At 45.8% G+C, this 20,138-nt stretch carries 15 protein-coding genes and 2 pseudogenes; 11 read left to right on the top strand and 6 right to left on the bottom strand.

Annotated elements, in window-relative coordinates; all coding sequences use genetic code 11:
- Positions 1-55 precede the first annotated feature (55 nt).
- Genes ATG66_RS18760 through ATG66_RS18750 form a run of 3 tightly spaced genes read right to left on the bottom strand, consistent with a single transcriptional unit; the run spans position 56 to position 5,677 of the window.
- On the bottom strand, positions 56-1,336 hold the full coding sequence (locus ATG66_RS18760) for a hypothetical protein (protein WP_098416724.1): 1,281 nt from the start codon (positions 1,334-1,336) through the stop codon (positions 56-58).
- Positions 1,333-4,137: a tyrosine-type recombinase/integrase gene (locus ATG66_RS18755; RefSeq protein WP_098416723.1), complete on the bottom strand. Its 2,805-nt coding sequence runs from the start codon at positions 4,135-4,137 to the stop codon at positions 1,333-1,335. Before ATG66_RS18755 ends, ATG66_RS18760 begins: the two co-directional genes overlap by 4 nt.
- Positions 4,130-5,677 (bottom strand): hypothetical protein, encoded by a 1,548-nt coding sequence (locus tag ATG66_RS18750; protein ID WP_098416722.1) that lies wholly within the window; start codon positions 5,675-5,677, stop codon positions 4,130-4,132. Before ATG66_RS18750 ends, ATG66_RS18755 begins: the two co-directional genes overlap by 8 nt.
- A 903-nt stretch (positions 5,678-6,580) precedes the next feature.
- Here ATG66_RS18750 and ATG66_RS20890 point away from each other — a divergent pair.
- The 4 genes from ATG66_RS20890 (at position 6,581) to ATG66_RS18730 (ending at position 8,996) form a co-directional block, all read left to right on the top strand.
- The gene (locus ATG66_RS20890; protein WP_179885727.1) at positions 6,581-6,730 is read left to right on the top strand and encodes a hypothetical protein; all 150 of its coding nucleotides are present in this window, start codon (positions 6,581-6,583) and stop codon (positions 6,728-6,730) included.
- A gap of 240 nt (positions 6,731-6,970) precedes the next feature.
- Positions 6,971-7,252: a hypothetical protein gene (locus tag ATG66_RS18740; protein ID WP_098416720.1), complete on the top strand. Its 282-nt coding sequence runs from the start codon at positions 6,971-6,973 to the stop codon at positions 7,250-7,252.
- Positions 7,253-7,473: 221 nt separating this feature from the next.
- Positions 7,474-7,764, top strand: coding sequence for a YkgJ family cysteine cluster protein (locus tag ATG66_RS18735; RefSeq protein WP_098416719.1), 291 nt, complete (start codon positions 7,474-7,476; stop codon positions 7,762-7,764).
- A gap of 260 nt (positions 7,765-8,024) precedes the next feature.
- On the top strand, positions 8,025-8,996 hold the full coding sequence (locus ATG66_RS18730; RefSeq protein ID WP_098416718.1) for a GGDEF domain-containing protein: 972 nt from the start codon (positions 8,025-8,027) through the stop codon (positions 8,994-8,996).
- Between the two features lie 44 nt (positions 8,997-9,040).
- Here the strand turns inward: ATG66_RS18730 and ATG66_RS18725 are convergent, their stop codons facing one another.
- Together ATG66_RS18725 and ATG66_RS18720 are read right to left on the bottom strand one after the other, a co-directional pair.
- Complete coding sequence (locus ATG66_RS18725) at positions 9,041-10,303, bottom strand: O-antigen ligase family protein (protein ID WP_098416717.1); 1,263 nt, start codon at positions 10,301-10,303, stop codon at positions 9,041-9,043.
- A 32-nt stretch (positions 10,304-10,335) separates the two neighbouring features.
- A complete protein-coding gene (locus tag ATG66_RS18720; protein ID WP_179885726.1) occupies positions 10,336-11,394 on the bottom strand; it encodes a glycosyltransferase in 1,059 nt (352 codons plus the stop codon).
- 532 nt (positions 11,395-11,926) lie between these two features.
- Here ATG66_RS18720 and tnpA point away from each other — a divergent pair.
- From tnpA to ATG66_RS18700, 4 genes and pseudogenes are all read left to right on the top strand, one after another.
- Positions 11,927-12,247: pseudogene (tnpA, locus tag ATG66_RS18715) on the top strand (IS66 family insertion sequence element accessory protein TnpA).
- Positions 12,244-12,576 (top strand): IS66 family insertion sequence element accessory protein TnpB, encoded by a 333-nt coding sequence (gene tnpB / locus ATG66_RS18710; protein WP_098416715.1) that lies wholly within the window; start codon positions 12,244-12,246, stop codon positions 12,574-12,576. Before tnpA ends, tnpB begins: the two are co-directional and overlap by 4 nt.
- 79 nt (positions 12,577-12,655) lie before the next feature.
- Positions 12,656-14,196 (top strand): annotated as a pseudogene (gene tnpC / locus ATG66_RS18705) (IS66 family transposase).
- A 237-nt stretch (positions 14,197-14,433) separates the two neighbouring features.
- Positions 14,434-15,801: an endonuclease/exonuclease/phosphatase family protein gene (locus ATG66_RS18700; protein WP_098416714.1), complete on the top strand. Its 1,368-nt coding sequence runs from the start codon at positions 14,434-14,436 to the stop codon at positions 15,799-15,801.
- A gap of 63 nt (positions 15,802-15,864) precedes the next feature.
- Here the strand turns inward: ATG66_RS18700 and ATG66_RS20885 are convergent, their stop codons facing one another.
- A complete protein-coding gene (locus ATG66_RS20885; protein ID WP_257145773.1) occupies positions 15,865-16,044 on the bottom strand; it encodes a hypothetical protein in 180 nt (59 codons plus the stop codon).
- 819 nt (positions 16,045-16,863) lie between these two features.
- Here ATG66_RS20885 and ATG66_RS18695 point away from each other — a divergent pair.
- The 3 genes from ATG66_RS18695 to ATG66_RS18685 all read left to right on the top strand — a co-directional run bounded on the left by ATG66_RS18695 (position 16,864) and on the right by ATG66_RS18685 (position 20,129).
- Entirely contained in the window at positions 16,864-17,433 is a 570-nt protein-coding gene (locus tag ATG66_RS18695; protein ID WP_098416713.1) for an outer membrane beta-barrel protein, read from the top strand.
- 544 nt (positions 17,434-17,977) lie between these two features.
- Positions 17,978-18,934 carry a helix-turn-helix transcriptional regulator gene (locus ATG66_RS18690; protein WP_098416712.1) on the top strand — a complete coding sequence of 319 codons (957 nt, stop codon included), beginning with the start codon at positions 17,978-17,980 and terminating at the stop codon, positions 18,932-18,934.
- A 37-nt stretch (positions 18,935-18,971) separates the two neighbouring features.
- Positions 18,972-20,129 (top strand): chemotaxis protein, encoded by a 1,158-nt coding sequence (locus tag ATG66_RS18685; RefSeq protein WP_098416711.1) that lies wholly within the window; start codon positions 18,972-18,974, stop codon positions 20,127-20,129.
- Positions 20,130-20,138: the final 9 nt, after the last annotated feature.

Here is a 20,138-nt window from a genome sequence, read left to right as displayed (position 1 = left end):
AGTGTTTTTGTCTTTCCTCTTCTTTCCACTTGTGTTTTTACTCATCCTCTTTGCTTTACTCATCATCGTCAAAGGTAAACAGATCGCCTTGTTGTTCTGACGCAGTGGATGAGGTGTCTCCTTGTTTTATCTCAATGCTCTCTATCATCGTGAACACTTTTTTCAGGTGACGTTCGTCTTTTTCGATGGCAATGGTGTCATACGGCAGTTTCTCTTCCAGAGAATAGTACACACCCAGCTTTAGCTCGCCGTGTGACGTTTCAAAAATGTCGATTCGGGTCTTTTTGGCGTCTAACGAGTTTTTGATCTTGATGTTCTCTAAATCACGCGGTGAGAAACGAAACAGTGAGCCGGCATGAGGTTCGCTTTGACCGACTTCAAACACATGAATGGGATGCACAAACTCATAAGGGTCGGTCAGCACCGCAATCGCCGCTTGGTTCTCGCCTAAGTAAAGCAGGGCGTCATTGGCTTTTTTGATCCGCCCGTAATGTTTAAAGCAATGCTCGAGCTCTTTTTTAAACGCGAACAGGTTCAGAGCGACATATTTTAATGTGCGTATCGGATCGGGCTTTTTCTGGTAGAACGCTTCGACCCCCGCTATCGAGCAAGTTAAGGTACATTCTGGCGCTTTAAAGGTGACCGCCTCGCCCTGCTGAGCGATCTCAATCTCGTTACCACTGGTGAGGCGACACAGTTCGGTCATTTGTTGCGTAGTCTCGGGCGTTAACACCAGTGAAACGGGAAGCGTTAAGTCTCGGGGGAGTGATTTATCTTCGACTTCACCTTGACGCTGTACTCGCAGGTACTGTTTTTCCTTATTCAGTTCAAGAAACTCAAAAGGAACGTTTTCTTGCGCTTCGTACACGATACGTTCGATGGTGGCTTTAGAGGCAGTTGTAGTGGGACGGTGCTGATTATCCGTCAAATAGGTCAAATGATCATCGGATGCATCTCCGCACTGACAGCGGCGCAGCGCCGCCGTTTGATACTCATCTTTGCTAAGTGCGGTTGTATCGACCAATTCTACGAACATTGTTCCTGAGGCGCTGATGTCGAACTCCAGCTCGATATCTTCTCCTTCGACAAAATAATGGATGAGCTGTTTTGCGAAGCTACCATCGATGGAAAACTGTTTATCTTTTACATGCGTTGAGCGTTCATCCAGGATCAACTGGCACTCGGAACAAAAAGGGGATTGTCCGCAAACAAACGTGATGGTGCGGTCGGCTTTATCCGTCAGCACGGTCACGACACTGTCGACATAGTGCGTATCGATACGCTCTAACAAGGTTTGAAGAAGCGGGCGTTTATTGGCTGGAATGATGATGTTCATGGTGTGACCTTTTGCAGTGACATGGATTCGATAAATTGTTGTGTGAAAGTGAGAGCCGGTTTGGAAACTGGCAACTTGGGCGTCAGAATGATAGTGAGCGACGTCTGGCCTAACGGGTGCCGATTGACGCGAACGGTTTCTTTGCCTTGGACATAATGCTGCTCAAGCAGAGCTATTTGTCGAGTTGGGTTGAGTTTTCGATTCACCGCGAGCTCGAAGTGACAAGTTAACCATCGCCACTCTTTGTGCCGAAAAGCGGCCGCAAAGGCGCGTGCATTTTTTAGGTTGCAGGCCATCGTCATGTGAAGTGCGCGCCCATCGCCCGATAATTCAATCGGAGGGAGCTGACGAAAGGCGGTGCGCGACTTTTTATCGATGGGTTGAATGTCATGTTGACAGCCTTGGCTCCAGATTTGACTGAGCGCGGCGAGATCGAGCGATTGATTGACCATCATGGTTTTAAAGAGAAAACCGAGTAACGTGTTGTCACTGGTGTGGATTGAGCGCTGCCAATCTCGAAAATGATCGCGCGGCGGCACCTCTTCGGTCGCCGGCGGTGTGCCGAACATCGCGACGCGCAGCTCGGCGTCGGTGAGTGCAATGGTTTGGCTGCGTTTCTCGTCCAGCGTTTTCTGTGCGTAATGGGGGCTCAGTCGTATCAGGCGTCTGGATAAATCATTGGATTGCGGGGACAGTCCCATTAGATACCGGAGCTCTGAGTGCGTATAGTCTCTGGCAATGTGCGGTTGGTGCGCCTGACTGAGGATCGGAAGGAGCCAGTCAATGTCGTGCAAGTAAGACCACCGGGTCGTTGCATAATGGGTGTGACCAATTTGCTCGCAGACCTTATCAAGGACAAGGCCGTCGTTCACCTCACGGATATCTCGCCCTTCCAGCCAATTCTCAAAGCGGGCGGCAATAACGCTATCCGACATGACTTCTTTTTCCAAAAGTGTGTCCCCTCGAGCTTGCGCCGGTGTGCGACTGACAAAATGCAGCACCTGGAGCATCAAAAGGTGCACGCCGGAATGACGAAGATGATGAAACTTCATGTGCGTGCCGAAGTGCCTCTTTAAGGCTCGAGTGATGGGGACAAAGTAATAGAGTTGCCGGGAATGGTATTTCTCACCTTCAAATCCTAACAGTGGACTGGCGGGTGACGCGCCTTTTTTGATGGTTAAGAGCACCCGAAACAGGGGGCGATACCGCTCGGGGAGGATGATAGACACGGTGCGAGAGCGCCCACTTTTGGTCCGCCCCTCTTCCGTGTTTGTGATGGTTAAACTCAGTAAGCCCGTTTTAGGGACAAACTGAACGTCTTGGCAACGAAGGCGCAGCACCTCTCCCCGACGAAGCATGCTGAAAAAGCCCAGCAAGGTGGCCATAACCGCAAAGAGACTTCGAAACGGGTGCGTGGTATTGGTGGCGATCAGCGTTTGAATTAGCGTATCTAACTGCGCCAGCGTCAAACGAGCCGGACTCACAGAAGGCGGCGTGATTGGGGACGAAAATCGCGTCAGATCAATGCTGTCGGTTTGTTCCTGAATGCTGAGAAAACGCAGAAAATACAAGAAAAGGTGTTGGCTTGACTCGGTGGTGAGCGAGTCGTAGACGGTTTGTGCCCAGACGTTGATTGCCTCTTCGTTAATAGCGTCAGAATAGGATAACGGATAGGCTTCCAGGTGACTGGCGAGACCGGTGTATTTTGTGATGGTGCTGGCAGCTAGCCGCGTTTTTTTCACACCGCCGGAGGTGATCAGCTGCAAGGTATAGTCGTACAGTAAACGCGGCAAAAGGTTATTGACGTCCCGCACCGGTGCCGGTGGTATCGGCGTTGACATCGGTTTTGAAGGCGAATAGGCCTTGATCAGAGCATTATGAGGCCAGCGTACTTTGCGGCTCGATGAGTTTAAGCGTTCAAACCAGTTGATGTCCCAGTCAATGGCATAAATATCGGCGTCTTTGAGCGGCGAGGTTTGATGCTCGGTTATGAGGCTGACATGCCGTTCTGGGATCGCGAGATCTCTGATAAAAACCGGGGGCAAGCGATGGCGGACATACCAACTGATCTGAAACCGTCTTGACCATTTGAACCGATCCGTGGTGGGTAACGCATGCGACTGTAACCATCGCGTCAGTTGCTGGTGAAGGTGGTGTTCACTTTGAGGTTCGGGGGAGCGTGCATAGTAATCACTGAGTAAGCGGTAGCTCATCAGCGGGAGGTGGTAATGCGTAGAATAAGGTGCCTCTTTGTCAGACGATCGGTGATGCACTCGAAGACGGGGCATGGCGTGATCCATCGTGATGGACGTAGGATCGCTCAAGAGTTGAGAAAGGTGGTAAAGTGACAGAGGGGCAATCTCAAAGCCAATCATCAGTGCGATGAACGCCGCGGACAAGTCGTCTCGCCGGGTTAGGTATTGCGTTTTTTGTTGTTGATAGCAGGTATAGATCTGCTTGGCCTGTTGCGCTTCGCTGGCAATGGATGCAAACCATTCATAGTCAGTATCTTGAATGCTGGGCTGACGCGCTTCAGGCAGTACCCAATGGCAGGCATCCTGCAGATAAAACAATATGTCTTTGAGGGCTTGTTTGTAGTGTTTTTGTTTTCCGGTGGGGACGACGCTGATTTGCTTTTCGATGGGTTCTATATCAGCCTTGCAAAGTGAGCGCGTTTTATGATCAGCAATGGGCCAGCGTTCTAGTACCCAGAGCAGATCGCCTTGCGCGCAGCAGGTTTGTCCGGATTGGGCAAAGTGATCGCGTACCGACTCGGTAAGGGTTTGAATGATCTCAGACATACGCAAACTCCTGCATTCCCAGCCTTTCAGCGTACTGGTTGAGATAGACTTTCATCGCCTCAAAGGTGTCTGGAAAAATCACATCGCTGCCCAAATGTTCGCCGAGATTTTCGTGCCCCATCAGACGGTCGATATCCTGGTCGAGCAATCGAGTCGAGGAAACATTATTGACCGCACTTTGGGCAAAGAAATGGCGTAGCTGGTAGGGGACGACCCCAGGACAGTGTTGATGCATAAACTGGCGTAACGTTCGACTGGATAAGGGGGCAGGCTGGCCATGGTCGTTGAGGCAAAACCACATCTCGTCTAATTCTGGGTGGGGTCCCCACATAGAGAGGACCGCCGATTGAAGCGTACGGTAGTGCTGGATTTCACGCTGGAGATAGTCACAAAGGATGATTTGTCGCAGTCGACCTTTGTCTTTGACAAATACCATGTCGCCTCCCCAATAGTGTTGCGCCAAAATACTGATCCCATGCGTTGGGCGCGTCCCCGTCAGAACAATGAACAGTAACGCCAGGCGATGCGTCGCACCATTGTAATAGGCAACCCATTGTTTTTTACTCGCAGACTTACCGGGTTTGAGGACGTGGAGATGTACAAACAGGTCGTTAAAGAAACGAATGACGGCATTTTCCTCCAGGTAGCGTTGACTGCCTAATGGAGTGGCGGGACTGCGGATGCTTTGCTGAGTCCCATTGACGGTCTCTAAAACCGTTTGAGTGATCCGCCCCGGTTGCGAGAGGTATGGAGGGATTTTGGGATGCTCCGCGATCAGATTGATGGCATGCTGACCGACAAAGACGTCAAAGTGTGGCGATAGCTTGGCATTGCGGGCCGCTCGCACGAGTCGCGACAGGTAGCGATTGTAGGCATCAAACAGCTTGTACCGAACCCGATCACTGTCGCTGCGCTGATAAGTGTCGGCATGTTTATGATGTTTTCGGTTAGGAGACACAATCTGAGCGCGAGGGATAGGGGTCAGGGTATTGTCAACCAAGGCGCAATCAATCAGATATTGATGAAAAGTGTCTTTTCTTACTCGCGGATAATCATTCAGTGACACAGGCGTGCGCCATTTTTTTTTCATGATGTGAAACAGGCGAACTTTCGTTTTTGGTCGTAGGAAGGGGGTCTCATAACTTTGCGCGCTGATCAAGGGTTGGAACAACGCATTGAGGTAGGTCGGGAATGGCTGCCATAAATAATGCGTCTTCTTTCCGTCACGATACCGGTGTACGTATTCCGCCCATGAGAGCGCGCCATCTTTGTAGGTACGAAAGGCATGTTCTCGGCATGGCGTCGCCCCGGAGATTTTAACAAAGTCAGGGATGTCGTTGGGGGAATGAATATCCGGCCAGGCTTGTGTCAGCCACAGAAACAGCGCGACCACTGTCATAGCGGAGCGGTCTTTGGGATCTTCCCGAGCCAATTTGCGCAGCATAATGGCCAGCGTCGTCGCATGGGCAAGCGCATCCGGATAGCATCCGCCGGCGTTCTTTTCGCGGTTTTTGAGAGCTACAAGCTGAAAGATTCTCATCACAGTTTTCTCCTTTGTTCATCGAAATGCGGATGGAGAGCAATTCGCGAGTGCAGCGAGTGCTTTTTTAGTTGGCGAGGGGATGCCCTGTGCTTTGAACTGACGAAATCGGAGATGGATATTCTGGGTCTGAAAGGTTTGAGTGGAGAGCGCCAGTGCTGGCTCAAATAAAAGAAAGCTGGTGAGTGCGTCTTGGATTTCGTCGTCGCCATATATGAGTAGGGTCACCATCAAATCGGCGCGTTGTGGATGCGATCGCAATCGTTCAACAAAGGGGAGCGGCACGAGACATTGGTAATACTCAGTGGTGGTGGGCCGTGTGACGGGGATTGGGTGACAATCGAGGAGGCGCTGTAGGTGGTGAACTGAGATAGCATCGAGCGGTGGCGTTTGCGTTAACTGAAAGCGATCCTCTTGCGTTAATGCATAGAGTAACGGGTGCATCTGAAGGCGAAGGGCGGGGAATCCCACTTTCTTTAGTTTTGGTCTCATCACTTCGCTTGCTTTCCTTGTCAGTGAAATACGGTCAGTGAAACATATGGTGTCTACATATTGTGTATATGGTTATTGCTTGGTCGATATATGGTGTCTCTGTGTTTTTTTTCATCATAATCACATTTATTAGGTCGTTGAAATGGTTTTTGGACGAACTTCTCAATTACTGTGAGAATTTGGAGGATTGATCTCAAAAACAATAAATTGATAGAAAAAGTGATTTAAATGGTTGAATAGAGTTGTCTATGGAGATTGGTTCGCCTGGAGCGGCAGGCAGCAGGATACAAAGCGTTTAAGACCGCTCCCTAACGCTTAGCCATTTCGGTTTGGATCGGCTTTAGTGTTTACGCACAATAGGTTAGACACAATGGTGACGTTGCTCAATTCTTAACACGGCGTCTAGGTGTCATGGGGTTTGAAATTGTCATCGACAACGCCTTACTTGCTGATGTCGTCAGAGATCTTTTGCTTGGTGTATTAACCGAAGCGGACTTTGCAGATATTTTCTATGAGAAAAATCTCAAAAAAAAGAGAAAAGAGCAACATAGTAAGAAATAAGCTGGCAAGTCGCACTTTTTCGTTATCATTTTCCTGCTATGAATAGGCGAGAGCACGCAAGAACTCAACATGATCAGGCGTTTGGTTTAGCTGGCCAATATCATCATTCCTTTTTGTGTACTTTACCGATAGATTATCAACGAAAGCGTAAATGAAAGACGTCATAGCAGAGTCGGGTAAGTTTTTTCGACTAAGATGTGTGACCTTTTTTTGAAGTTCATAACCATATGAGGGTTAAAAGTGAACATAGACAAAGCAAAAAAGCGAATAGCCAAGCAAATTGGTAAAGGTTTTAAAGGTTACCCACTCGTTTCTATTGAGTACTTCGGTGAGAAGTCAGAATTAGCCACAGAAGTCGTCATAAAGTTCGTGCTTGAAGAGGGAGCTGAACCGCAATGTCAAACATTCTCTTCTAAGCAGGACGTGCGTGAAGATGAGAGTATTCAGACGGTGATATTGAAAATTATAGAGCGAGCCAATGCCCATAGCGTGACAGAAGTTGAGGGCGTTTCACGGGGCTAGTTAATGCCTTTCGTCATCCGTTGGCGGTGTCACGCACTTTGGAAAAGTGCTGAATACTGACGTAATATCGCTAATACGTTGGTGATAGCTTTGAGGTGAGGATCTTGTTCACACCTTCGCCGTACTTCTATCGTTCGCAGGGCAAGTATCTTCTAGAAATTTGGGATAGTTCAGATTAAATTTTAAGGTATGATGCAGAATTGACTAAATTGTAGTGACTCATGAATATACCGATTAAAAACGCCGCTTCCTCTAATGTCTCTTGCTCAAACTGTAAAGCGTGTTGTTGTCGTCTTGAAGTGATGATCATTTCAGACACTGGCGTACCAGACGAATTTATCCAACGTGACCAGTATGGTGGCGAGACGATGATGCGATTAAACGATGGTTGGTGTGCGGCCTTAGACCGAGAAACGTACATGTGCACAATCTACGAAAACCGGCCTTGGATATGTCGGGAGTTCGACATGGGTTCTTATGAGTGTATCGATGAGCGAGTGAAGTTTTTATAAAAAAGGTGTCATTATCATGATGAGGTCGTGAGTGGTTACTTATAGCTAGCGTGTTCATTAGACACTGACACAGACGAACGGCTTCTATGAGCCAGTGGTAAAGCTCTCTAGTTATGGCGCCGCGACTAGGAAGGACAGGCTTGTTGGCATTCAGAATGATGGATGATTCTCAATTCTTAAAAACGGCACTTAAGTTGAATGAGCATAGACAGTGACCGCTTTTTGTATTAACACTTTGCCCCCTAACTTTGATTGAAATAATGGAAGAGTATTTAGATAAAGTTGCACAATTAGAACAAGAAAATAGAGAGCTAAAAAGTCATAATACTCGCCTACAAGAAAAGTTGAATGCGGCGCTGGATAGCAATGGCTTGTGTTTGTGGGAGCAGCACATTCCATCAGGCACGCTCACCATATTCAACATGGAGTGGGGCGAAATGCTCGGCTACCAACCACATGAACTGACTGCTACGGTCGAAACCTGGAAAAACAATCTACACCCCGATGATTATGCTCTTGCGGTAAGAGCATTTGAGGATCATTTGTCGGGTAAAGCCAACTTGTATGAGGTTATTTATCGAATGGTTCATAAAGATGGCAGTGATAGCTATGTTTATGATCGAGGGCGTATTGTTGAGTACGATGCCAATGGCTCTCCTCTTCGTATGATGGGAACGCACATCGATATCACGAAAGAAAAACGGTTTGAACAACAGTTAGCCATGTTGGCATCCACCGACCGGTTGACTGGATTGCTCAACAGAAGTGCAATTGAAGAACGTTTTTATGCTCGTAAAGACGCCGAAACCCTGCAAAAAGCCGCAATGATATTTTTTGATATCGATAACTTTAAAGCCGTGAACGATAATTTGGGTCATCAGGCCGGTGATCAATTACTGATTAATATTGCACACAGTTTAAAAGAGTTGGCCCCTGCTCAGGCTGAGGTTGGACGCATTGGCGGGGATGAGTTCGTCGTCTTATGCTCATATTCAGATCAAGAAGAGCTCACCCGCTTTTGTCACGCCCTTTTATTCTCGATTGCTCCTGCGGTTAATCAGACGCTTACTAACGTAACCATTGGAATCAGTATTGGCGTTTGTCTCTTTAGTCAGAGCGGACATCATTTTGAAGAAGTGTACCATCAAGCCGATCTGGCCATGTATAAAATTAAGAAAAACGGGAAAAATGGTGTGAGGTTCATTCATCTGGATCACGCGGAAAATTCATGAATTTGAGAGTTCTGGTTGGACAGTTCAGCTGACGCTGCCCTCATTCAAAGAGCGGCATTATTGGGCCTTTGTCCACCTCGATGGCGTGTTGAATGGACGCGCTCATACAGTGTGACCACTACCAGAAACACCAATAGAGGCTGAACGTGATCGAATGGTACATCCGTGAGTCCGGCAACGGTGTACACCACGACTAGTGCCCCAGCTGATAACTGGGCCTCCAATGGCCATCGACGCCAACCCATGAAAGGGCCGACCAGAATCAGAGCCAGCAGCGCGATCCCAACCACACCACGGCGTATCTGAGTGTCAATATATTGGTTGTGGTAATGGTCCCAGCGGACGATCGCTTGATCAATGCGCCCTTCATTCGCCAGTTGTTGTCGGTGTACCTGGTGCTGATCGCCTAAACCGAACCACGGGCTCTCCATCAGTGAATGCACGCTGGCTCGCCACAGCTCCAAACGGATCCCAATCGAAGTGTGCGTGTTATTCGCCTGGATGGCTTCAATTTCGATCTGGGTCGCTTCACTGCGCTCAACAATGGCGTTCATATTCACTATTAGCGACCCCAGCATCAATCCCACCATGAGCCAGAAACGGTACATTGAACCCACTTGGCGCCACCATCCATATCCCAGTACGCCAACCAGAGCGACCAAAAACGCTAATGCCGTTCCGCGGCTCTGGCCGATGATGAGGGAATTAAAGCTCAACACGAACGCCGTGGTATTCAAACATAGTTTCACTTTGTTGGACGGCCAAATGCCTCGTATCAGCGTCAGTATCGCGATGGCGGCTGAGATTGTCGTAAAGGGGATGGCATTGATTACCCATCGCGAGCGGGGCATCATCCATACATAATGATACAAGATAGCATTGACGCACAAGACGATGGCCATTAACAACAAAAACCACTCTAGACGCGCCAACAACTGAGCCGCTACGTACCGGGGCAAGGCCAAGAAAAACAACCAAGCAATGGCGTATCCCCGCAACAAACCGTTCGATACGCCTCCGTTATACTCCTTGTACATCGCTGCCATGACCAGCAACAGGCCCAGTGCCTGTAACCAACCACTGCCTCGTAAACGCTGCCACATCGTAACCCAACCATGACGCCAGCCCGATATCACAAAAGACAGTACGCTTAATCCGACCAAGATTTTGTACGCGTCGGCCGTGAGCAACTGGCCACCAAACACCCAAACCATCACCGGCAAAGCAATGACCGCGTCCCACATACTGAACGACAGAGAGGCGGTCGACATTGGACTTAAGTCCAATGCGGATTTAAACGTGTTCATGCGAACTTCCTTCCTGGCTTTTGACCTCTAGATTAATGACATTCACGTGTTGTGGCGAGTTGGTAATATTGGTTACACATGGCACTCAAGCCAAACTTAGCTTGCCAAGGCGGAATAAAACATGCTGGGTTTTGATGCATCTGCCGCAAGGTTTCCGCCAAGCTGTCGACAGTCAGCGCACTCAAACAATGCGTATGCTGCTCGCCGACGATCTCACGTGGACCGCTTTCACAGTCGGTCGATACAACCGGTTTGCCGAGGGCTACCGCCTCGAGTAATACCATCCCCAACCCTTCGTAATCGGAGGACAACACTAAGCCCTCTGAGCGTGCGATCCAAGGGTAGGGATCACGCACAAAGCCCAACACGTGGATACGGGCTGCTGCCTCAGGATGAGCCTCTAAGATTTTCTCCACAGCCGGGCTCCATACTGCATCTTGTTGTCCAATCATTACCAGATCCCAGTTTTGAATACCTGACTTGATATACGCTTTCACGAGACGATCATGGCGTTTAGCGGGGCCAAAATTCCCCACGTGGATCAGGTAGGGCTGATCAAAATCTATCTTGGGTTGTGTCGCGCAATGGAGATCTTCCACCGATAAGCCATTCGGGATCACACGTGTACGCTGGTTCCCTAAACAGGAATGCACACTACGCTCGACGCCTTCAGAGACACAGACCAACGATCCATGGCGATACACACTCTGCAATTGCTTCTTCCGCAGCCAACGAGCCAGTCGATTGCCATGAGTGAATTTATTACGACATAAATTGGTATGAATTACGTGGTGAATATTGGCAAATTCGGTGTGGCACATTAATTTCGACACCGTATCTTGGTGGCATAGAATCAGGTCGGGCTCACTCGCAATGTGCTGCTTGATGTAAGAGTCAATTATGCGGGCTTTGGCTTGGCTGCTGAACCGCATGCCCAGCGTATTACGCAATTGGGTATCAACATTATGGATATGAACATTGGTAGGAATGGTCATCTGGCTTTTGTAGGGTTTAATGGTGACGATGTGGACGTCTGTGTCTGGATACTGTTGACTCAGTCCTTTACTGAGTTCAATAACAGACCTTTCCACACCGCCGCCAGCTAAATGGGGCACAATGGAAATAATGACTTTTTTATTCATAAATACTCATGACTTTTTCTTGAGTGTTAAAAAATTCAGAAAGTGGCAAATGTTTGTCTGTTATAATTAAGAGCAATTATTTTTTGGTGTAAATTGCGCTTTAACAGTGCGATATGCGCTACTTTCGGTGACTCGCATTGTTTGCTTTACCAGAAGGTAGACTGATTCATACGAGTTGGAAGCCTCTGAATATCTCAAGGTACTGATTAGCAGAGAAGGCATTTTGAGCCTCCTTGTATTACGTTGATTGCATTGTAATACAAAAATTAACAGATCATAACTGAAATTGTGGAACCTAACGCTAGCGGTGAGACCCCACAGAGACTTCTATAACTTCGATTAATGGACCACAATTTATACTTGGTTACGGTAGTTAGCTCTTGTTGAAGCATTGCTGTTTTGTAAGCGCATCATAAACCCCGCATTTTAATCGTTTAGCCCGAATAATAAGATCAAACCTCTAACCCAAAGGAGATTTGAAATGGCCAAACGGCGCACTAATCAAGAATGGCGAACCCTGTTCGAACACTATGAATCCAGCCAGCTATCACAATGATTATTCTGTGAACGTAACGGACTGAGCCTCTCCACTTTTTATGCTAAGCGCCAACAGTTAAAGCACATCGAAAAACCGAACACGGTTGGCTTTGTTAAAGCAGAAGTCGTTGAAAAGACCACAAAGTATCAAGCCACTCACGTTGCCGTTGCCAACATGACACTACTTGTAAACAGTGTTGAACTGAGCATCCCACAAGGCACGCCAGCGACCTATCTTGCAGAACTTATCGGTGCGCTGTCATGAAACACATGCTCAGTGCTCCCGAAATCTATCTCTATCGTGAAAGCGTCGACTTTAGAAAGTCCATCAACGGCCTCGCTGCCATGATTGAAAATGACACCGACTTGCCCTTGGGCAGCGGCGCACTGTTCCTGTTCACCAACAAACAGCGCGACAAAATCAAAGTGCTGTACTGGGATAAAACAGGCTTTGCTCTTTGGTACAAGCGCCTCGAAAAAGCCAAGTACAAGTGGCCATCAAAAGAGCAAAATGAGGTGTTTACCCTGACTCAATTCGAGCTTGATAGACTGCTTTCTGGCTTCACGATTATCGGCCATAAACCCATTAAATAAACAATTTTACAATGACTTAAACGATAATAAAGCCTTATCCACCAAGCATTAACGACATGATTTTAGTACAATAAATGCCATGAAAAAGACGCCAAATATCAACCCAGAAAGCCAAGATGTTGCCGAGCTACAAGCGATGGTGAAAGCTCTGATGGCGTCGCAAAAACAGAAAGAATCTGAGTGGACACAAGAGCGCCAGTCGCTACTTGAACAGCTCAAGCTTGCCTTCGACCGTCAGTTCGCTAGACGCTCGGAGGCATTAAAGCCTTACGATGAATCCCAAGGTGATCTCTTCAACGAAGCGGAATGTGAAGCCGCTAAGGAAGAAGAAGTTGAAGTCACGACGACCACCACAACGAAGAAACGGGGTAAACGCAGCCACTTCCACAGACCTTGCCTCGTGAAGTTATCGAACTCGACTTAGACGACCATGAAAAGCAGTGTTCATGCTGTAATCATGAACTTCATAAAATCGGTGAAGACCGCAGTGAGAAACTTGAGTTCTCACCAGCCGTGCTCAAAGTGCTGGAATATGTTCGTCCTAAATATGCTTGTCGTCAGTGTGAGTAAACTGAAAACAACAATCGCATCGTTCAAAAGCCAGCACCACAAAGCATTATCCCGAAGAGCTTCGCGACAGAAAGCTTACTGGCCAACATCATCCTTGGTAAATACCAATACGCGATGCCACTGTATCGCCAAGAGTCGTTGTTTACTCAGTCGGGTATCGAGCTATCACGGACTACTATGGCAAGGTGGGTTATCCAAGCCAGTGAGAAGTTCGCTCCACTTTACGCAGCCTTGAAAGCGCACCTGCTAGAGCAAGTGGTGGTTCAGGCGGATGAAACGCCGCTCAATGTCCTCAAGGAAGATAAACAGTGTTACATGTGGCTCTACTGCTCGGGTGCAGACTCGCCAGATGCCGCACTTCCTAATGTGAAAAATATCGCCTTGTACGACTATCAAAACAGTCGCGCGAGGGCATGCCCTGTTACCTTCTTGGGGGATTACAGTGGTTATCTGCAAACCGATGGCTATGGTGCCTATGATGGGCTTCACCAAGTCACTAATGTTGGCTGCTTGGCGCATGCACGGCGTAAGTTCATGGATGCTAAGAAGCTTCAAGGTAAAGGTAAGTCAGGCAAAGCGGATAAAGCGCTGGCCAAAATCCAGAAGCTCTATGGAATAGAATCCCGCTTAAAAGGTGAATCTGCTGAAAAAAGAAAAGCAGAACGTAAACTGCATGCTAAGCCGATACTGGATGAGTTGTACGAGTGGATGACGACTCAACAAGTGATGGAGTCTAGCCCGCTGGGTAAGGCGATAAAATACACGCTCGGCCAATGGCCGAAACTTATCCGCTATATCGATGACGGTCATTTATCGATAGATAATAATCGTGCTGAACGCGCAATAAAACCGCTGGTCATTGGCAGAAAAAATTGGCTCTTCTCAACTAACCCTAATGGGGCTGAAGCGAGCGCAATGCTTTATAGTATCGTCGAGACAGCAAAAGCCAACGGTCTTATCCTTTACGACTATATGGTCAAGTGCATACAGGAGTTAGCGAAAGCTGAACCTGATATCGATGCGCTCCTGCCTTGGAACTTCAAACATTAGCAACATCAGCCCGTGGGTTCGTGGGGCGTTTACAGTATATCTAGCTTCACACTGATTTCGTTGCTAGTCGTATGTGACCGATTAATGTTGGAAGTATCACTGGGGCAACAAAACTCACAATAACACAGCAACTTTATGGAAACAGTCACCGTTTAGTGTGATTAGTGTCTCTTACAGAGAGGAGGCGTCGATCTTAATATTCAGGAGGATAACGAATAAAAACAAGGAATAACCTTTATGAAAATGTTGAAAACTCCTCTTGCTCTTCTCATTGGCGCGGCGTTACTTTCAGGCTGCGATGATGATACAGAATACGTAACCGTAGCCCCCAGCGAAGTAAAAATCGCCACTTATAACCTCTCTTTTGATAGAGCCACGTTCGAAGACCTCGTGGCAGAGATGCAAATTGAACCAGCGCAGCAAACCACGTTAGTAAACAGCTATTTAGACGCAACGATTGCGGAAAACGACAAAGCGATCGCAGAAAAAGTCATTCAAATTCGTAATGTTGCCGCGATCATTCAAAAAAATCGACCTGACGTTTTGATGATGGCGGAATTTAACAATGATGGTACTGGCAGCAAAAAAGCCGCACTAGAAGGCTTTCAGAAAAACTATTTGTCTGTTGCTCAGAGCTTAGATGGCGCAGGTGGTGAGGCTAATCTCGAACCCATCGAATACCCTTACGCAGAATCGTATTCAACCAATACCGGTTTGTTGAGTGAGTTTGATCTTGATAACAACGGGACAGCAGGACAAATGCCCGGCGATGCATGGGGCTTTGGCTTTTATCATGGGCAGTATGCGTTTGCGTTGATGTCTAAATACAAAATCGATACCGCCAATACAAGAACGTTTCAAGAATTTAAATGGAAGGACATGCAAGGGGCGACCATCCCCACCATTACCATCTGTGACGATCCAAGAAATCCAATCCCTAATGGGATGGCGTGCGGTGATGAATGGTATACGAGTGAAGAGTGGGCGCAGGTTCGTCTTTCTTCTAAAAACCACGTAGATGCACCTATTATTATCCCAACGAGTAAAGGGGATGAGGTGGTGCATTTATTGATGTCTCACCCCACACCACCCGTATTTGATACCGGAAAAAACAAAGCACAAAATGCGGCAGAGGTTGAATTCTGGCATCATTACATCCAAGGAAAAGATTATTTCTATGATGATGCCGGTATCAAAGGTGGGTTACCTGATGGCGCGAAATTTGTGATGATGGGGGATCAAAACCTCGATCCTGTTTCTGGTGATGGCATTAGTGCGGTCATGCAAGCACTTCACAACGATCCGCTCGTGAATCAAAAGGTGATGAATGGTGAGTTGTATCCAACCAGTTTTGGTGCGGCTGAACACGCAGTGGATAAAATGTCAACTCACCCATACCCTAATCGTATTACCTCTACATTTGGGTTAGGTGTTGATTACGCCATGCCTTCTGCCAACCTGAATGTTGTAAACTCTGGTGTATACTGGGCGGCGTCTTATGAAGAAGGACGCAAACTGTTCAACGATAGTCGAATTGGCAAATTTGGTGATGGTAAATCGATATCGTCTGATCACCGATTGGTCTGGTTTAAAGCCAAGTTCTAAGCTGGCAACAGTAGGCAAAGCCAACGACGAGAGATCGTTGTTGGCTTTATTTGAGAACGTACTTTATCCGCGAGCGGTGGACTGCACTTCACGTAGAAGCGTAAATGTCTGATTTATATTCTCTTTGGTCACAATAAACCCGGTTAGGCGCTCGTCTTTATCATACGCCTTAGCCGTGCTCCCTTGAGATGAAAGCTCAACTTTCCATTGTGAATGGGCGCTGTATGAGCCACCAATTGTCACCTCGTTAGTGATTGTACTGACTTAATTAGGTGTCCAAAACTGCTGTCTGGGACGGATCATGGCGTGATAAGAGTTAAGTTATGGACTACACAACAAAGCTCAAGTTAGTAAAAGCAGGATCACCCTAGAAATTAAACCTCTAGGGTGCATGTTCTGCGCGATTTAGCCTACTTACTTTGTGGAGCGACTGACGTTGATTTTGCCGTTGCGGCTCGAAGGGCTTCATCATCAGCGCCAGTTACATATGGGAGATATCATCACAATACCCAGTGTGGGGCTACTCCATGCATGAGCGTCATAAAAACCGATACCCAGTAGTGTTGAGGTGCTTTGCACCTATTGTTACCAGCCCATGCAGATCTTACCTTGTTGAATATACTCTCAATCTGAACAAATGCGTAACGGAGCACATTCTTATGTGAACGGCCTTGAGGAAGCCTCCCAGTAACTCTTCTTCATCTTGCCCGGAAACGCGACAAAGTTCTCGTTGAAATACGTGATGTGCCTGTTTGCGTTGGTTGTTGAGGTCAGGCTATCACTATCTGAAAATCGAAATTTATTACTTTTTCATGCTGTTTGTCCCTTTATTGATTCTTTTTTTTTATCGATGCTAAGGGGAATAAGATGAAACCACTCGCCCCACTTTTTATCATGGAATTAATATAGGTTTAATGTTGTATGTACTTCACTCGGTGTGACGTTAGTCATTGTTTGTCAATATGATGTCGAATATCATGCCATCCGGTAATTTCATGTAATTATTGATAAAATTAAAGTTACGTGAATGCATATAGGCATAATTAGTGAGATTTTAAGGTAATGATGAAGATTAAAAATATATTCTCGTTGGCAGTGTTAACTTTTTTCATTACTAATGCGGCAGTTGCTGATACCAAAACAGGCTTTTATCTAGGCACTGATGTGGCGTTTGCGAATGATACAGAACTAGAAAATAGTGGTGCATCAATCGAAAAATCAAATGATGTTGGTTTTAGTGCCGTTGTAGGATATGAATCAGATATAGAAGAGTCTTTTAAACTTGCAGGTGAAGTTGAATACCGAACCTTTGGCGAGGTGGACTTTTTCGGAGTGATGCAAGCAGATGGGCATGCGATCTTTGTCAATCTTAAGCCTAAATATACTTTTGATACTGGCGTTTACATCGCGGGTGTATTGGGGTTAGGTCAAATGACTCTGAAAGATAAGACAAATGACACACAGTATACCGTTGAAGAGTCTGAAACAGGCTATCAATTTGGTGTAGAGAGCGGATATAACATCAATGAAAGTATTAGCTTAAATGTCGGTTACCGAAGCGCAAATACTGAAATTGATGATGTAAAAATTGCGATTCGTGGCTTGTATGTTGGTGGTCGTTACTACTTCTAACTTAACCTCTACACCCTAAACTAACCCTAGGTCGCTCTGCTAAGGTAGGGACTTTCAAGCCAATAATAAAGTAAAAAAATATGCTTTCAATTATACGCTGAGGTATGAAGTTACTACGCCCCCCTCAATACCAGATGACATAATCGGAGTTGTCCGATACGGACCGACTTTACTCATCTACTTTGAAGCATGGGTATGTGTTAGTGGATTTATGGGAGCTCTCAATACATAACCATCACTTGAGAATGAACTGATTATTGATTGGGGTTTCACGGTTGGTTCAGCGATTGAATAAACATTCATTTTCAGATGAAGACGCTTTTTAAAATTGCAAAAGAATAATCTCCAGACAGCTAAGCAAGTTAACAGCCAAAAAAACTATCTAATGGTTGTTAATACGACACGAAATGTCGCATGGCATCATAAAATCCAGTGAAGTAAAGATGCCTTGTGGAAAGCTATACACATTAGATTTTAAGTCGCATCGGCAAGCCTAACTGACGAGTGTTTAAAAGTATCAGATGAAGTGCGGTAAAATATCATAATGAATAAAAAATCATCGTTGAACGAGTCATTGACATTAGCATTTGAAATACTTAAACGTATCCCCACGTCTAGGTACATTACAATTAAAGAACTTCAAAGTCAGTTAACTGAAGTGGGCATAAAAAGAGACGTTCGAACTATACAGCGGATCATGGAAACGTTGTCAGAGCAGTTCGCGTTAGATCGTAATGATAAAAGTAAGCCCTATGGATATAAAATTATAAAACATCACCCTATGCTTAGCGTACCTACCATGTCACCTCATGAGTCACTATTGCTCAGTTTAGCGCATCAATATTTAGCAAGACTCCTCCCCAAAAACGTTTCTGCATCCATGGACAGTTTCTTTCAGGAAGCCAAACATAACTTAAATGACACACCAAACAATCAAAAGGAGAAGGACTGGTTAAAAAAAATAAGGGTGGTTAGTGAGACTCAGCCTTTATTACCTCCTGAGATGAACCTTAATGTTCTTAATGTGTTAAGCCAAGGCTTATATGAAAATAGGTTGGTAACTGTAAAATTCAAAAATAGACACGGTGAGATAAAAAAAACGTCAGTAATGCCTCTAGGAATGGCGCAACAAGGAAATCGTTTGTACCTAGTTTGTCGCTTTGATGGTTATTCTAATGAAAGGACGTTGGCTGTGCATCGAGTTCTCGAGGCAACATTGTCCACCTTTCACTTTGAACGACCAAGAGAGTTCGACTTAGCCCAATACGATGCTGATGGCAGGTTCGGATTTGGTGAAGGAGAGCATTCTTATTTGACGTTTCATATAAAAAAGTCTGAAGGATATTTCTTGTATGAAACACCAATATCAGAAGACCAACGTATTTTTGACTTAGGCGATAGTTTGAAAGTGTCTGCAAGCGTCATTGATTCACTTTACTTGACTAAATGGTTAAATAGCTTTGGTAAAAACGTATGGGATATTGAGCTGAGCTCTCAGTAGTAATTAAAAACGTCACCATTAATACAAAGAGATAGAAATGGAAATAACATTAGAAATATTATTCTGGACATTGGTCGGTTGCTCATCTTTGATAGTCATCCTTCAAAGCGTTTCGATAAGTAAAAAAAACGAACTCCACAGAAGTCTAACTGATGAGAGTAACAAGCTGACACAAGCTTTTGAAAACAATGACTCATTGATTAAAGCATTATTTGACGCTCAAGATCTAAATTTGAAAGCGACCACGCAACGACTCTCAGACTCTATCGATGCCTCTCACAAGGCCACCGATGAGCTCAGTCGCACCGTCACACAACAAGGGTTAGATATCTTATCTAAGCAGGAATTAAACTCTCAAGCAATGTCGACATACAATGAGCAAGTTTACAACCTAGTTACCACATCAACGTCTTCTCTTGAAAAAAATATTGTGGAAATAGGAGAAACGCAACGCGTTACGATGACGAAAGCTTTCGATTTAATGAAGCAACAGCAAGCCGCCATCGAGCAGTTCATTGCTGAGGGTATAAAGGCGATTAAAAGTGATTTACATACGTTAAGTAGTTTCATCGATAATAAACATGCCGATACTCTTAATGCCCTTTCCAGTGTCGAAAATCATCACATGAAAACAATTGCGACTCTGACAGATAAGCAAAGAGAAGAGTTTGATCAAATCCAAAAATTATTAAGTTTTTCTCATCATAAGTTTAGTGAGTCCCTATTGAACTTGAAAAAACTCAATGAACGCTCAGAGTTCTCACATAGACAGTCAAACGTGGCAATGTTAGAGCAATTAACCACTCAAATCCAAAAGCTATGTGTAGACAATCTTGTCAGTTTAACCAATGAATTGGCTAAACATCAGGAATTAGAAATTGACACTGAAGACTTTGTTAAGAAGCTAGGTGACTGCAAAGTCACGCAAATTGAAGACAAACATTCTGGACAAGTCACCTATATCAACTACGACAACAACATCAAAAGAAGAAGTGATACTTATGCCAATGAACGGTTGAAATATCAAATGTTATTTAATGAAGAGGGTAAGCCTCTCATTGGTCGAGAGTTTGATGACAAAGGGAATATTGTATTTGAATACAATTACAATGATGCTGGTGAAGTAACTGGACGCATAGAAAAAACTTTTGATCAATCGGGTAATGAAATAAGCCAGGTAGAAGTCGCTTACTGAGAGAGGGAG

Origin of the sequence: Vibrio sp. ES.051, assembly GCF_002563795.1 — a bacterium.
Classification (GTDB): Bacteria; Pseudomonadota; Gammaproteobacteria; order Enterobacterales; family Vibrionaceae; genus Vibrio.
Note: the sequence above shows the minus strand (reverse complement) of the source record. Positions and strands in the feature narration are given on the sequence as shown.

What these genes read in the sequence shown, in the direction of transcription:
- ATG66_RS18760 (WP_098416724.1), bottom strand. Translation starts at nt 1,336, where the DNA reads ATGAACATCATCATTCCAGCCAATAAACGCCCGCTTCTTCAAACCTTG.
- ATG66_RS18755 (WP_098416723.1), bottom strand. Translation starts at nt 4,137, where the DNA reads ATGTCTGAGATCATTCAAACCCTTACCGAGTCGGTACGCGATCACTTT.
- ATG66_RS18750 (WP_098416722.1), bottom strand. Translation starts at nt 5,677, where the DNA reads ATGAGAATCTTTCAGCTTGTAGCTCTCAAAAACCGCGAAAAGAACGCC.
- ATG66_RS20890 (WP_179885727.1), top strand. Translation starts at nt 6,581, where the DNA reads ATGGGGTTTGAAATTGTCATCGACAACGCCTTACTTGCTGATGTCGTC.
- ATG66_RS18735 (WP_098416719.1), top strand. Translation starts at nt 7,474, where the DNA reads ATGAATATACCGATTAAAAACGCCGCTTCCTCTAATGTCTCTTGCTCA.
- ATG66_RS18730 (WP_098416718.1), top strand. Translation starts at nt 8,025, where the DNA reads ATGGAAGAGTATTTAGATAAAGTTGCACAATTAGAACAAGAAAATAGA.
- ATG66_RS18725 (WP_098416717.1), bottom strand. Translation starts at nt 10,303, where the DNA reads ATGAACACGTTTAAATCCGCATTGGACTTAAGTCCAATGTCGACCGCC.
- tnpB (WP_098416715.1), top strand. Translation starts at nt 12,244, where the DNA reads ATGAAACACATGCTCAGTGCTCCCGAAATCTATCTCTATCGTGAAAGC.
- ATG66_RS18700 (WP_098416714.1), top strand. Translation starts at nt 14,434, where the DNA reads ATGAAAATGTTGAAAACTCCTCTTGCTCTTCTCATTGGCGCGGCGTTA.
- ATG66_RS18695 (WP_098416713.1), top strand. Translation starts at nt 16,864, where the DNA reads ATGATGAAGATTAAAAATATATTCTCGTTGGCAGTGTTAACTTTTTTC.
- ATG66_RS18690 (WP_098416712.1), top strand. Translation starts at nt 17,978, where the DNA reads ATGAATAAAAAATCATCGTTGAACGAGTCATTGACATTAGCATTTGAA.
- ATG66_RS18685 (WP_098416711.1), top strand. Translation starts at nt 18,972, where the DNA reads ATGGAAATAACATTAGAAATATTATTCTGGACATTGGTCGGTTGCTCA.